The 13,376-nt window shown below is 48.5% G+C and carries 10 protein-coding genes; 6 read left to right on the top strand and 4 right to left on the bottom strand.

Annotated elements, in window-relative coordinates:
- Positions 1-89 precede the first annotated feature (89 nt).
- Together queF and AAIH57_RS10850 are read left to right on the top strand one after the other, a co-directional pair.
- Positions 90-563 carry a preQ(1) synthase gene (queF, locus tag AAIH57_RS10855; protein WP_175398411.1) on the top strand — a complete coding sequence of 158 codons (474 nt, stop codon included), beginning with the start codon at positions 90-92 and terminating at the stop codon, positions 561-563.
- A gap of 423 nt (positions 564-986) precedes the next feature.
- Positions 987-2,261 (top strand): MFS transporter, encoded by a 1,275-nt coding sequence (locus AAIH57_RS10850; RefSeq protein WP_175398119.1) that lies wholly within the window; start codon positions 987-989, stop codon positions 2,259-2,261.
- A gap of 159 nt (positions 2,262-2,420) precedes the next feature.
- On the opposite strand, the gene AAIH57_RS10845 is transcribed toward AAIH57_RS10850, so the two are convergent.
- Positions 2,421-3,266: an EcsC family protein gene (locus AAIH57_RS10845; RefSeq protein ID WP_430021628.1), complete on the bottom strand. Its 846-nt coding sequence runs from the start codon at positions 3,264-3,266 to the stop codon at positions 2,421-2,423.
- Between the two features lie 316 nt (positions 3,267-3,582).
- Positions 3,583-4,506, bottom strand: a complete 924-nt coding sequence (locus AAIH57_RS10840) for an S-layer homology domain-containing protein (protein ID WP_175398117.1) — start codon at positions 4,504-4,506, stop codon at positions 3,583-3,585.
- A 360-nt stretch (positions 4,507-4,866) separates the two neighbouring features.
- On the opposite strand from AAIH57_RS10840, the gene AAIH57_RS10835 reads away from it, so the two are divergent.
- The 3 genes from AAIH57_RS10835 (at position 4,867) to AAIH57_RS10825 (ending at position 9,401) form a co-directional block, all read left to right on the top strand.
- Positions 4,867-6,615, top strand: a complete 1,749-nt coding sequence (locus tag AAIH57_RS10835) for an ABC transporter ATP-binding protein (protein WP_430021627.1) — start codon at positions 4,867-4,869, stop codon at positions 6,613-6,615.
- A 106-nt stretch (positions 6,616-6,721) separates the two neighbouring features.
- Positions 6,722-8,467 (top strand): ABC transporter ATP-binding protein, encoded by a 1,746-nt coding sequence (locus AAIH57_RS10830; RefSeq protein WP_430022122.1) that lies wholly within the window; start codon positions 6,722-6,724, stop codon positions 8,465-8,467.
- A gap of 169 nt (positions 8,468-8,636) precedes the next feature.
- A complete protein-coding gene (locus tag AAIH57_RS10825) occupies positions 8,637-9,401 on the top strand; it encodes an MBL fold metallo-hydrolase (RefSeq protein WP_430021626.1) in 765 nt (254 codons plus the stop codon).
- A gap of 86 nt (positions 9,402-9,487) precedes the next feature.
- Here AAIH57_RS10825 and AAIH57_RS10820 read toward each other — a convergent pair whose 3' ends face one another.
- Positions 9,488-10,996, bottom strand: a complete 1,509-nt coding sequence (locus tag AAIH57_RS10820; protein WP_175398114.1) for an alpha-N-arabinofuranosidase — start codon at positions 10,994-10,996, stop codon at positions 9,488-9,490.
- A gap of 182 nt (positions 10,997-11,178) precedes the next feature.
- Between AAIH57_RS10820 and AAIH57_RS10815 the strand changes: the two genes are divergently transcribed.
- Complete coding sequence (locus tag AAIH57_RS10815) at positions 11,179-12,084, top strand: ArsR/SmtB family transcription factor (protein WP_376768990.1); 906 nt, start codon at positions 11,179-11,181, stop codon at positions 12,082-12,084.
- A 129-nt stretch (positions 12,085-12,213) separates the two neighbouring features.
- Here AAIH57_RS10815 and AAIH57_RS10810 read toward each other — a convergent pair whose 3' ends face one another.
- Positions 12,214-13,008, bottom strand: coding sequence for a C40 family peptidase (locus AAIH57_RS10810; protein WP_175398112.1), 795 nt, complete (start codon positions 13,006-13,008; stop codon positions 12,214-12,216).
- Positions 13,009-13,376: the final 368 nt, after the last annotated feature.

Here is a 13,376-nt window from a genome sequence, read left to right as displayed (position 1 = left end):
AGACCTGGGATCCCTATCATATATACCGGCAAGCTTCTCGCTTGAACGGAACGAGGAGAGTTAAGACATTGACGAGACAACCTGATGAAATGAAAGATGTGACGCTGCTGGGCAACCAAGGCGTGAAATATACATTTGAGTATGATCCTGAAATTTTGGAGAGCTTTGATAACAAGCATCCGTACCGCGATTATTTTGTAAAATTCAATTGCCCGGAATTCACGAGCCTGTGCCCGATCACGGGTCAGCCTGATTTTGCCACCATTTATATCAGTTACATTCCCGATGTAAAAATGGTAGAGAGCAAATCCCTCAAGTTATACCTGTTCAGCTTCCGCAACCACGGTGATTTCCACGAGGATTGTGTGAACATCATCATGAATGACCTGATCAAGTTGATGGACCCGCGCTACATTGAAGTCTGGGGCAAATTCACGCCGCGTGGCGGCATTTCCATTGATCCGTACACCAACTACGGCAAACCAGGAACAAAGTATGAACAGATGGCTGAACATCGCATGATGAACCATGATATGTACCCGGAGACGATTGATAATCGGTAATTGGCCAGCACTTCTGCTATTCTCTACTAAAAAAACAAGCCAAACTCTTCACATGGAAGATGTTCGGCTTGTTTTTTCATGTTCAATTTCTAATATCAATTTGAAATCACCATAATGAAAGCATTGTTAGCAGGCACGTATCCATCTGTGAAGTTCAGGTGAAATGTGCCACCGAGTATTCATGTTAATAAGAACGGCTAAGAGGGTATTCAATAAACGAAGCGTAAATAACCATAAATGTGATATATATGCAATCTGGTTTTTCAATGTCCTTCCTTGTGTTTCCGTTTCCAACGTCGGCATTTATTTCACCTGTTCCCCTTGTCGCCTCAATGAATCTATCCTATTATGTAACAATATGCTTAGGCACAATACATTATCAGGCGCTGATCCCTCGTGACCGCGACCAAAGGAGAAAAGTACATGTCCATGCAAACTTCATTATCCAAGGACGCTGCCATGCGTTCGAAAAACCAACCCGGATTGGATGCCCAAAGCACCGTTTACCGGATTCTAATTGCCATCAGTCTGGTTCACTTATTTAACGACTCGATCCAGTCTGTCATTCCGGCTATTTTTCCAATCCTGAAAGACTCCATGCACCTTACATATACCCAGATCGGATGGATATCCTTCGCCATCAACTTTACCGCATCCATCATGCAGCCTGTCGTTGGCTGGTTTGCGGACAAAAAACCTACGCCTTCGATCCTGCCGATCGGAATGGGATTCACGTTTACCGGCATGCTGTTGCTGGCTTTTGCCGACAGTTATATGGCTGTCCTGATCTCGGTCATCTTCGTCGGACTCGGTTCGGCAGCTTTTCACCCGGAGGGTTCCCGGGTATCCCATATGGCCGCAGGACCACGCCGGGGTCTCGCACAATCCATCTTTCAGGTGGGTGGTAACGCCGGACAATCTCTCGCTCCGCTATTGACGAGATGGATCTTCATCCCGTTCGGATTGTTTGGTGCCATCGGATTCACTGGCATTGCAGCCATGGGGATCGCGGTACAGATCTATATAGCCCGCTGGTATGGCCGCATGCTGCAATCTGGAGGTTACCTGCGCAAACAGGCGGCTGCCCGCCGTGCCCCCAATCCGGCATTACGCAAAAAAATTGCAGCTGCCATCACCATTCTGATCCTGCTCGTCTTTGTCCGTTCGTGGTATGTCGCTTCCATCGGGAGCTTTTATGCGTTTAATCTGAAGGATATGTTTAACCTGTCCACGGAGGACGCACAGATCTATATCTTTCTGTTCCTGGCTGCAGGTGCACTGGGCACATTCTTCGGCGGCCCCCTCGCGGACCGTTTCGGCAAACGCAACATGATCTTCCTGTCGATGGCCGGAGCTGCTCCGCTGGCCCTGCTGCTGCCTTATGCCAATCTGTTCTGGACCGGCGTGCTGCTGACCATTATCGGATTCATCATGCTGTCCAGCTTCTCGGTGACCGTGGTGTATGCACAAATGCTCATTCCGGGCAAAATCGGAACCGTCTCCGGCCTGATCACCGGACTGGCATTTGGTATGGGAGGACTCGGTGCACTCGTGCTGGGGAACTGGATCGACGTGTTCGGTGTATCTCCAGTCATGCAGATGTGCAGCTTTCTGCCGCTGATCGGCATATTCACCTTCCTGCTCCCATCGGATAAGGTGCTGAAACGCTGGGCGGAAGAAAACGGCAGTGAAGAATAACGGATATACATCGATCTGAACATGAGATATCTTACAACCTGCTGCACTCCACTTGCTGTATCTTTCAGAATCAGATTTAGATAGCATCCAATACAATCACAAAGGGTTCCCGCCTTCATCTGGTAGACAGATAAGCGGGAACCCTTTTGTTATGAATGATTACTTCAAGCGCTGAAGAATCAGCCTTTTTTTGTATAACATTTTACCTGCTTCGGCGACATCCCGAATCGTATTTTTGTTGCTCACCGAACCAAACACCATGCCGGCTATCGGAATGAGCTGGAACAGCTTTTTCCAGCCGAAGGATTCACTGTAGGAATTAAAAACCTCCCGCCAGCCCTGCATCTGTGAAACCACCTGTACCTGCTTGTCCGGATTGTCGTACTCGGCCAGTTCATCAATAATGGCCTTCTTGCCTACAATATCGGCGGAGGAAAATTGCAGGCATTTAACGATAAATATCCGCTCCTGGGGATCATCCGGGTCATAGCCGTAACATAATGCCATTTCCTGAAGTACTTTCAGGGAAAGCCCCATCACCAGCGGAATATCCGCTGCAATCGTTACAATTCCGCCAATTCCCGTCGCGGCACCTTGTGCTGCGGCAAACTTGGTTCTGCTCTCGGTAATATTGTCGGCAACACGGTCCAAAACTTCAAGTGGTAGCTTCTCCACACTATGAATTTTAGCGGTCCCTTCTGCCTCGGCATCCTGTTCCAGGTGATAGGTATAGTCTGTCATGGAATAACCGGACTTTTCCGCTTCCTCTTGAAGCAGCTTGGTCACCTTCTTTTTTTGAACGAGAAATTTGCCGCCATTCTGCACGTACTGTCCGACTTCGTTCAAGGCGTCACCAATTTTTTGTTTGATCGCTTTTGGCATTACTTTATCCAGCATCGCAAATGGCAAACGACCGATTTTATCCCAAATAAACAAGTCCTTCTGTTCTTTTTCCCACTTCAAAATCTGTTCAAGCTCCTGATCCAATGTCTCGCGCGAATCCATATGTGGTCCTCCTGTATGTTCGATTAATTCTTTCGCTATGGATTGTATACGTTGTTGAAGCGGCTATGGTTACTTCATTTAAACTCCTGGGCATCTACCCGGAATACTTCAATCCCCTACGTGTCGCACAGCAAAGCTTTAATCGGATTGATTTTGCCTGGAAACACAAGACCAAACATCAGACTGAAAAATAAAAACAAACCAAAAACCCACCGTCCATGTTTATATGGTTGCGGTGGGTTTTAAGTATATTATAGCAAGTTGTTCGTTCCTTCATGAAGCGATCCTTGAAAGGACAAACAGGAAACGGTTCGGCTTATTTGCCGGAAGGCTGAGCTTCAGCGGTATAACCGGTCGGAATGTCGGTCTCCGCCGTAACCTCTGTAATAACCATCGGGTACATCATGTCCGGATCTGGCTGAATGATGGAGTACAGCACGATGGCACGTCCATCCTTCTCCAGTTTGACATCATCAATCTTCAAACCGTAACCAGGATGCGGCATTTCAGCAGTGAGCTTGACCTTGGTTGTTTTGTCATCGACCTTGGTGGTTGTCACTTCAGGGACGATGGCTTGCTGGCCTTCACCGGGATTCGTCGGAGCGGGCTCTGCCGAGCCGCCATTGCCGTGTTTATCCACAAACTCAAGTGCATTGAAGATCATGCTTGCAGCCTCCATACGGGTAAGCGACTGATCTGGACGGAAATTCCCGTCCTTATCCAGTTCAATGATGTTCATGTTCAGCAGGTTCTGGACTGCAGATATGGCGTCCTTACCGATTTTATTTTCGTCCTTAACAAGATTATACTTCATGATGACCGGATAATTCCCGGTTGTGTTAATGCCTTCATGAAGCAAAATAACAAATTGCTCACGTGTCATCTTGCCTTGGGGATTCAATTCTACCGGAATGGACAGACCATTCTGGGTTGCAGCCTGTACCGCATCTGCATACCAGGTATCCGGACTGATTTTATTTTGCGCAGAAGCGGCTGCGTATTCATTTTTCAATCCAAATGCCTTCACAATCAGTTGAACACCCTGCGGCTCGGACAATGCGAGATCCGGACGGAACAAATCCGCCGTTACACCGCTGACAATCCCTTTTGATCTCAGGGAATCCACAATCGTTTTTTGTCCTTCATCTTTTACGTCCGAAAAAGCGAGTACAGAAGCACCTCCTGCCGTCAGAGAAACGCAAAGTGCGAGTGCTGCAGCCAATCCTTTTTTATGTTTCATTTCCTGGCACCTCCTAAGATTAGTAAACCCTATTTTTGACTTCTTCAATCCTACAGACGGGACATCTTCAGGAAATGTTTCAGAGAATTCGACATTGGGATAATACCTGTGCAAAAAACTACATATCCATGTCTGCTTGGCCTGTGAACTTTCACTTTTATGCCCTTCTTCCTTGCTTCGTTGACAATGATTCGGATTAGCGCAAAAATAAGATAAAGAAAGAAATCATTTGTTTTACGGATAAACAGCAAACGGGATCGCATAAAGTAAGAGGGCACGACGCGCTAATTTCAGGTGTCGGCCCTTTTCTTGCCTCCGCAGCGTAACCAACTTCCACCTGAACAAAGGAGAACCAATGCTATGTCCAAGACAGGATTACTTCGAAGCTATGTCGTCAGCAATTGGCCCGTGTATCTGGTTGCCATTGTGCTGATTATTGCCTCCAATGTCGGTCAGGCCTCTTTACCCCGAATTCTGGGCAGTTTCACGGACCAGCTCATGCAGAATACACTTCAAATGGACACCGTCATCCGGTATAGTCTGTGGCTTCTGGCTATAGCCATCGCTTATAACCTTCTCTTCGGCACTGGACAGTTCATGATTATGAGACTTGGACGACGCTTCGAATTCATGACACGTGAGCGCATATTCGGCAAGTTCTCCGAACTGAGTGAACACTATTTTTCCAAGCAGGGTAACGGGAAGCTGCTCAGTTATGTCATGAATGACGTCACCTCCGTGCGTGAAGCCATATCCAATGGAGTGACGATGATGACAAACGCCACCTTCCTGTTGTTATCCTGTATCGTGATGATGCTGCTTAGCGGAATTCCGATGAGTCTCATCCTGATCAGTATCGTGCCCTTGCTGGCGATTCCCTTTCTGGTTGTGTTTTTCGGTCCCCGCATTCGCAAGCGTTCCCGTGATGTGCAGGACGCCCTCGCGAGCATGACCGAATCTGCAGAAGAGCAGCTGGGCGGCATCCGCGTAACGAAGACCTTTGCTATCGAAGACGGCGCTCGTTCACGATTTGGAGCAACGGTGGATGCCATCAAGGAAAAGCAATTGCGGCTCGTTCGCCTTTCTTCCCTGTTTCAAGCACTGCTGCCACTGCTTGGTGCCATTTCGCTGGTCGTTTCCCTTCTGGTTGGCGGGATTCTGACGATGCAAAATTCCATTACACTCGGAAGCTTTGTGGCATTGACACTATACTTGCGAATCATCATGGGCCCACTTCAGCAGATTGGCAATGTGATCAATACCATGCAGCGATCGGGAGCATCACTCGAACGGGTTAACGATCTGCTGACGGAAGAACCGGATGTGCGGGAAGTCTCCGGAGCTAAAACACTCGGTGCGGTCAATGACATTACCATTGATGACCTGTCCTTCTCCTATCCAGGCAGTTCGGCTTCGGCACTCAAACACATCAGTCTGAAGATTGGGGCTGGACAGACCGTGGGTATTGTAGGCAAAACCGGTTCCGGCAAGAGCACACTGGTTAAACTATTGCTTCGTACATATGAACCGCCTGAAGGAACGATCCAAATGAATGGTACGGACATACGGCAGCTTTCGCTGGAAAGTCTTCGTTCCCGCATCGCCTATGTCCCGCAGGATGGTTTCCTGTTTAGCACTACCATTCGTGACAATATTGCATTCAGCGACCGGGAGGTACCACTCGATACCGTGGAACGCAGTGCAAAGCAGGCCATGATCTACGACAACATCATTCGTTTCCCGGATCAATTCGACACGCTGCTCGGTGAACGCGGGCTGACGTTGTCCGGTGGTCAGCGTCAACGAACCAGTCTGGCCCGTGGATTGATCAAAAAAGCCCAGGTGCTCATTCTGGATGACAGCATGAGTGCGGTGGACGCTGTCACCGAAAGCGGCATTCTGCGCAGCCTGCGGGAAATCGGCAAAGGCAAGACCACCCTGATTATTTCTCACCGCATCAGTGCCGTCCGCCATGCGGATGAAATTATCGTCCTTGATGAAGGACGAATTGCAGAACAGGGAACTCACTCACAATTGATGGCTGCGGAAGGGTTGTATGCTGCAACCTACCGTTTACAGGAGGAGGGATTGCATCATGAGGGATCATAAGGGTCGCAGCCATACCGAAACGAGTTCCGCACTGCAGTCTCCATCCGGGAACAACGCTGATTTAGCCTCAGCAAAGGAGCATGACAAGCGTTCTTCTTTTAAAGCGATGATGGGTTACGCCAAGCCACATCGGTTCGCCTTTCTGGGTATCTTCTTATGCTCCTTGCTCGGAATCTCTGCCGACCTGCTTCAGCCGTATCTGGTCAAAATAGCCATTGATGACCATCTGGCGATTGGCCAGACCAGCGTGGGATTTCTCGTAAAACTGGCAGCCGTCTATCTGGCACTGGCCGTGATCAGCTTTATTTTCACCTATGTACAAAATAACTTGCTGCAGCATGTCGGGCAGAACATCGTCTCTCGCATTCGCAAAGACCTCTTCCGGCATATCTCCAAAATGTCCATGTCCTTCTTCGACCGCTTCCATATTGGCAGCCTGGTCACAAATGTGTCCAGTGACACGGAGACGATCAGCAGCTTCTTCACCCAGGTTCTGCTCAGCCTGATTCGGGATGGCATGATGCTGGTGCTCATTATCTTCTTTATGTTCCAGCTTGATCCGGTACTCGCAGGGTACTCCCTGATTGTACTGCCTGTGATTGCCATCGTTGCGGTATTGTTTCGCAGCAAGCTGCGCCAAGCCTATCAGAATGCCCGTACCCGTCTCTCCCGTCTGATTGCTTTTACGGCGGAGAATCTGTCCGGCATGTTTCTGATTCAGGTTTTCCATCAGGAAGAAGAACAGAAGAAACGCTTCACGGAGCAAAACAAACTTCACTTAAAGGCCAACATTACCCAGGCCCGCTCCAATGTCATCTTTAACCGAACGTTTGACATCCTGGGTAATGCGGCTCTGGTGATGATGGTCTGGCTTGGCGGACGTGCCGTGCTAGGTGAGTCGCTGCAGGTCGGGGTGCTCTACGCATTTATCAGCTATATCCGCCAGTTCTTTCAGCCAATCAACCAAATTACAATGCAATGGAATACGTTCCAATCTACCACCGTTTCCATGGATCGAATCTGGAACATTCTGAATACCCGTCCGGAAGTCGCTGATCCGAAAACCGGAACGGCCTCCTCATTGGAGCCACGTGACGTGATGGGGCAAATTGATTTTAACGATGTGTCGTTCGGTTATCGGGCAGACCGCCCACTCATTCAACATCTGAATTTGCACCTCTATCCAGGGGAAATGGTTGGCATTGTGGGAACAACGGGAGCTGGCAAAAGCACATTGATCTCCCTGCTTAATCGGTTCTACGATGTTAATCAGGGCAGCATCGAAATTGATGGCATAGACATTCGGCGGCTGCCTCAAGCCAAACTTCACCGGATCGTGGGACTTATTCAGCAGGAACCTTTCCTGTTCTCAGGCTCCATTATTGACAATGTCCGCATGTTTCGCGAGGATATTACGAGAGAGCAGGCCATTGAAGCCTGCCGTTTTGTCGGCGCACATGTCATGATCTCACGGCTACCGCAGGGATATGATACCCGCCTCTCCGAACGCGGCAGCGGACTGTCTGCCGGGGAGCGCCAGCTGATTTCTTTTGCACGGATTGTGGTATTCCAGCCACGAATCCTCATTCTCGATGAGGCTACGGCCAATCTGGATTCCCATACGGAACAGCTGGTGCAACAAGCGCTGGAAACCGTTTCTCAGGGAAGAACCACGATCGTCATCGCGCATCGCCTGTCTACCGTTATGCACGCCGACCGTATTCTGGTCATGGAGCATGGGGAAATTGTCGAGGAAGGATCTCATCAGCATCTGATTGAAGCCAAAGGTATCTACGCGGATCTGTACACCCATGCACGGGAAGCCGGCGGTGACACAGCCATCTCAGGATAAACGAATGCCTATACATGCCGCCTGCGCTGCAGTGCGGCATGTTTTTCTTTTGGGCAGATTGAACATTACCTATCTCATGTAAATATTGTATCGGCGTGTTATTCACCGCGAAAACGGGTTGTATAACATATAGGAGAATATCATTACATCTTGAAGGAGTGCAGGTTCAATGAAAATTCAATTGATTCGACATGCCACCCTATGGCTGGAATATGGAAATCTGAACATCCTCGTTGATCCCATGTTTATGGACCCTGAGGTCATGCCTGCTTTTCCTGACACACCTAATGATTTGCGTAATCCGAGGGTTTCCTTGCCGGAAACAGAGACAGATTACACGAGTCCGGATCTGGTCATTGTTACTCATACCCATGTGGATCATTGGGATACAGCCGCTGCGGAGCAGCTTCGCAAGGATGTACCCCTGCTGTGTCAGCCAGGGGATGAGAATGTATTTACCGAAGCCGGCTTCACCAACGTTACTGCTGTGGATGAGAAGCATGAATACCACTCGGTTCGTTTTGCACGAACATCTGGGCAGCATGGTACAGGAGAAATTGGGGAACGGATGGGTAAGGTGTCCGGTTTTGTACTGGAGGCAGATGGGGAACCCGTATCGTATATTGCAGGGGACACAATCTGGTGTAACGAACCGGCTGAGGCTATTCGGCGCTATCAACCCGAAGTGATTGTTGTGAATGCGGGAGGCGCCCGTTTTACCCATGGCGATCCGATCACCATGGACGGTCCTGATGTGGCTGCAGTGATAAGGCAAGCACCGGATGCGCATGTCATTGCTGTTCATATGGATGCCATTAATCACTGCATGATGTCCCGCACGGACCTCTCCAGTTATTTGGCTTCCGAACAATTGCACGAACAGGTGCTCATTCCCCGGGATGGCGAAAGCTTTGTTTTTGATTCGAAGTTGTGAACTTTCGGGAATTGAAAGTCACCCTAAAAACGAAAAACTGGATGCGTTTGATTCGCATCCAGTCTTTTTATCTTGAACCTTCAATTCTATTGCTGAATTTTCAGTCGAATGACGTTCCATGAAGCTTTCGCCAAACTTGCGGTAACCAGGGTACCTGACACTTCTGCACCACCACGATTATGTGGAGCTACGCGATTCGGCTGTGCAGCGGTATTCGCTGCTTTGAGATCATCACTTTCCAGCACGATATGCTCCAGCAGGCTGCATTGACCAAAACTGCGCAGATCCACTTCAAGCTGGAGTGCATCTTCCAGATGGCGGTTTACGGCAAACACAGTCACTTCACCCTGCTCTTCATTATGAACCGCAATACCTTCCAGGTACGGAACATCCGTAATTTGTTTGGTATCGTATTTCGGAGATTGAATCAGCGGCACAAGCGCTGTTCCGCGTCCAAATACGGAAGCGTGCATAAACGGATAGAAAATCGTCTGTCTCCAGGCCGCACCACCCGTATCCGTCATGATCGGAGCGATAACGTTGACCAGCTGTGCCAGGCAAGCCATCTTCACACGATCCGCATGCTTGAGCATGCTAATCAGCATACAGCCGACAAGCAGCGCATCCTCATGGTTGTATACGTCCTCCAGCTGTGGAGGTGCAATCTGCCATGGGTCCAGCTTCTTGTCACTCTCGTTGGAGTGGTACCATACGTTCCATTCATCAAAGGACAGGTACATCGTTTTCTTGCTGCGCTTCTTCGCTTTGATATAATCACAGGTCGCCATAACCGTCTCTATAAACCGATCCATTTCCAGTGAACGCGCCAGGAACGTTGGTGTATCCTGATCCGCGTTGCCGTAATACTGATGGAGAGACAGGTATTCAACATGATCATAGGTATGATCGAGCACCGTCGCTTCCCATTCCGGGAACGTCGGCATGCCAAGCGATGAACTACCACAGGCAACCAGTTCAATGGTGGGATCTGTCCATTTCATGACTTTGGCCGCTTCCAGTGCAACCCGTCCATATTCTTCTGCCGTTTTGTGACCAATCTGCCATGGGCCGTCCATCTCGTTACCCAAACACCATGTTTTGACCGCATGAGGCTCTTTGTAACCATGCTTGATCCGCAGATCACTGTAATACGAACCTTCCGGATGGTTGCTGTACTCCACGATGTTCCGGGCTGCATCCACACCCCTTGTTCCCAAATTGACGGCCATCATCACTTCTGAATTTGCAAGTTTGGACCAGTCCACAAATTCATTGAAACCGAATTCATTTGTCTCAATGGTTCTCCAGGCCAGTTCAAGTCTGCGTTTACGTTCTGCCACCGGGCCTACGGAATCTTCCCAATTGTAACCGGATACAAAGTTTCCCCCAGGATAACGGACAATCGGAACCTGCAGCTCCTTGACCATCTCCAGCACATCCGTACGGAATCCCGCCTCGTTCGCCGAGGAGTGTCCTGGCTCATAAATACCGCCGTATACGGCACGTCCGAGATGCTCAATGAATGAACCATATAAACGTTTGTCAACTACACCAATTGTGAAATCCTTGTCTACCGTCATTTTTGCTTTTACCATCGTGAAGTTCAGCTCCTTAAGATTAATATAAAAATTAATTGATAATCTATGGATCAACGTTCATATTTATATTAAAATCGATTATAACGCCAATTTCAACCTGAATTTTTAAAAATGTTATTCTTTTGGATGAATTTATGTTTAACTTAATTCTAGAATTTGATAATGGAGGAACCCCCTTGATTAGAGCAAATACTGATGCAGAATGGCTGCCCCTATATGAAGCACTCGCCAGCGAGGTCCGTTTGCAGATTATACGACTTGTTGCGGAGAACCCGATGAACGTAAAAGATATTGCGGCTTCTCTTGGCCTAAGCAGTGCGATTGTAACGATGCACGTTCGAAAGCTGCAGGATGTAGGCATCATCCAGTCCAAGATGGTCCGCAAGGATGGTGGTACTCACAAAATGAACAGCCTTGCCATTGATTGGATTGGCATCTCCATGCCGCAGGAAACCGGAACATCCAGCAAGGTTCATGAAGTTGCCGTTCCCGTCGGACATTACACCCATTTTGACGTATATCCCACTTGTGGTCTGGCTACGTCCAGCCATGTGATCGGGCAATACGACGATCCGCGTTACTTCCTGGACCCGGAACGGATGCATGCGCATATTCTCTGGTTTGGACGCGGATTTGTGGAATACAAAATTCCAAACTACATTTTATCCGGACAGCAGATCAACTCCATTGAACTTTCTCTGGAGATCGGTTCTGAAGCGCCCTCGGTCAATCCGAATTGGCCCTCGGATATTACTTTTATGCTCAATGGAATAGTTGTGGGTGAATGGACAAGCCCGGGTGATTCGGGGAATGGACGGGGTGTATTTACCCCTGACTGGTGGAGTGAGAGTGTCAATCAATACGGCATGCTGAAGGTGCTGCGAATTACCCAGGAAGGAACGTTTATTGATGGGCAGCGTGTCTCTGAAGTCACACTTTCGGATATTCCGGTGGAACGCAATCAATGGACATTGCGGCTGTCTGTTGAGGAGGACGCGCAGCATGTGGGCGGCCTTACCTTATACGGTGAAGGATTCGGTAACTATAATCAGGATATTATGTTCCGTCTCTACTACCAGGATTAAAAACAGGACCAAAAAAACCTTCCATCTGCCGTCTTCGGCAATGATGGAAGGTCCTTTGCTGTATCCAAATTTCCTGTCACACGATCCTATTTATTCTGCGTGAGCTTCGAAATTGGCCTTTTGCTGATCTTACAGTGCACTTCCGCCATAGAGGAAACGATATTCCCAGTGCTTACCCGAGATGTCACTGGTCGTTACTCCGCCACCAGCGTTGGAATAGGTGTGCAGTACCTTTCCGTCTCCAAGATAGATTCCGACATGCGTAATTCTTGCAGTAGACTTGTTAACCCCAGCGTAAGAGGAAGCTTTCGTGCCCTTATACGACATAAAGAACATCAAATCCCCACGCTTCAGTTTAGTCCAATCCGTCTTAACGGCACCTTTGCCTTTTACATAAGTGCCCTGCTGGCGTGAATCTGCAGGAAGCTTGATTCCGAGTGCATCGATAAATGCCTGGCGGACAAAGCTGGAGCAGTCGAACGTAGCGGTACTGTTTCTGCTCGCTCCGAATTCATAAGGTGTTCCCCAATATTTCATGCCAGCGGCAATAACTTTCTCTACAGCTGCACTGCCTGTCTCAGAAGTACTGCTGCCCGAACCGGAAGTCGTTGTGCTGCCGCTAACAGCTTTTGTGTATTTTGAAGAAGAGGATATGTAGCCTGTCCGATTGCTGGAATCTTGTACTTTATACCATGCAGATCCGGATTTTTTAAGTACGGTAACAGTCTCCCCTTTTGGTACCATACGAACAACGCCAGCAGAAGATGATGGTGAAGTACGCATGTTAACTCCCCAGATTACTTTCAGTTTGGAATGTTCAACAGCTGCTGCGGAAACCGGTGCCGTTAGTACTCCTGTTGTCAGACTTCCCATCAGCATCGTTGCTGTTAGACTTGCGGTAATGATTTTGCTTTTCCAGTTCATGATGTCGTGTTCCCCCTGATGTTACAGAATTTTAACCTGGCTTCGTTCTCTCCGGGCTTGCCCCATTGTAAACGGGCTGTCCATTGCGATCATCAGACCAAAGTCCTGTATTCATCTCAGGCCATTTGAGCACTAAGAATCAGGAATGAAACCGTCATCCACATGGAAAACAGCAGGAATATGAAGTGTTTTCTAAAGGTTAAAATATTGTAACTATTTGATACCACTTCGTTTCCAACCGTTACGGGTAGTTTATTTCAACTAAATCATGATATAGGTCCATATACCCATCATCGCAATGCTAATTTCCATAAGTGGTAAACATTACTACGTCCAAAATCAACAGAAACTGCCGCTTTATTGATTCA

Source organism: Paenibacillus sp. MABNR03 (assembly GCF_050455445.1).
Taxonomy (GTDB): Bacteria; Bacillota; Bacilli; order Paenibacillales; family Paenibacillaceae; genus Paenibacillus; species Paenibacillus xylanilyticus.
Note: the sequence above shows the minus strand (reverse complement) of the source record. Positions and strands in the feature narration are given on the sequence as shown.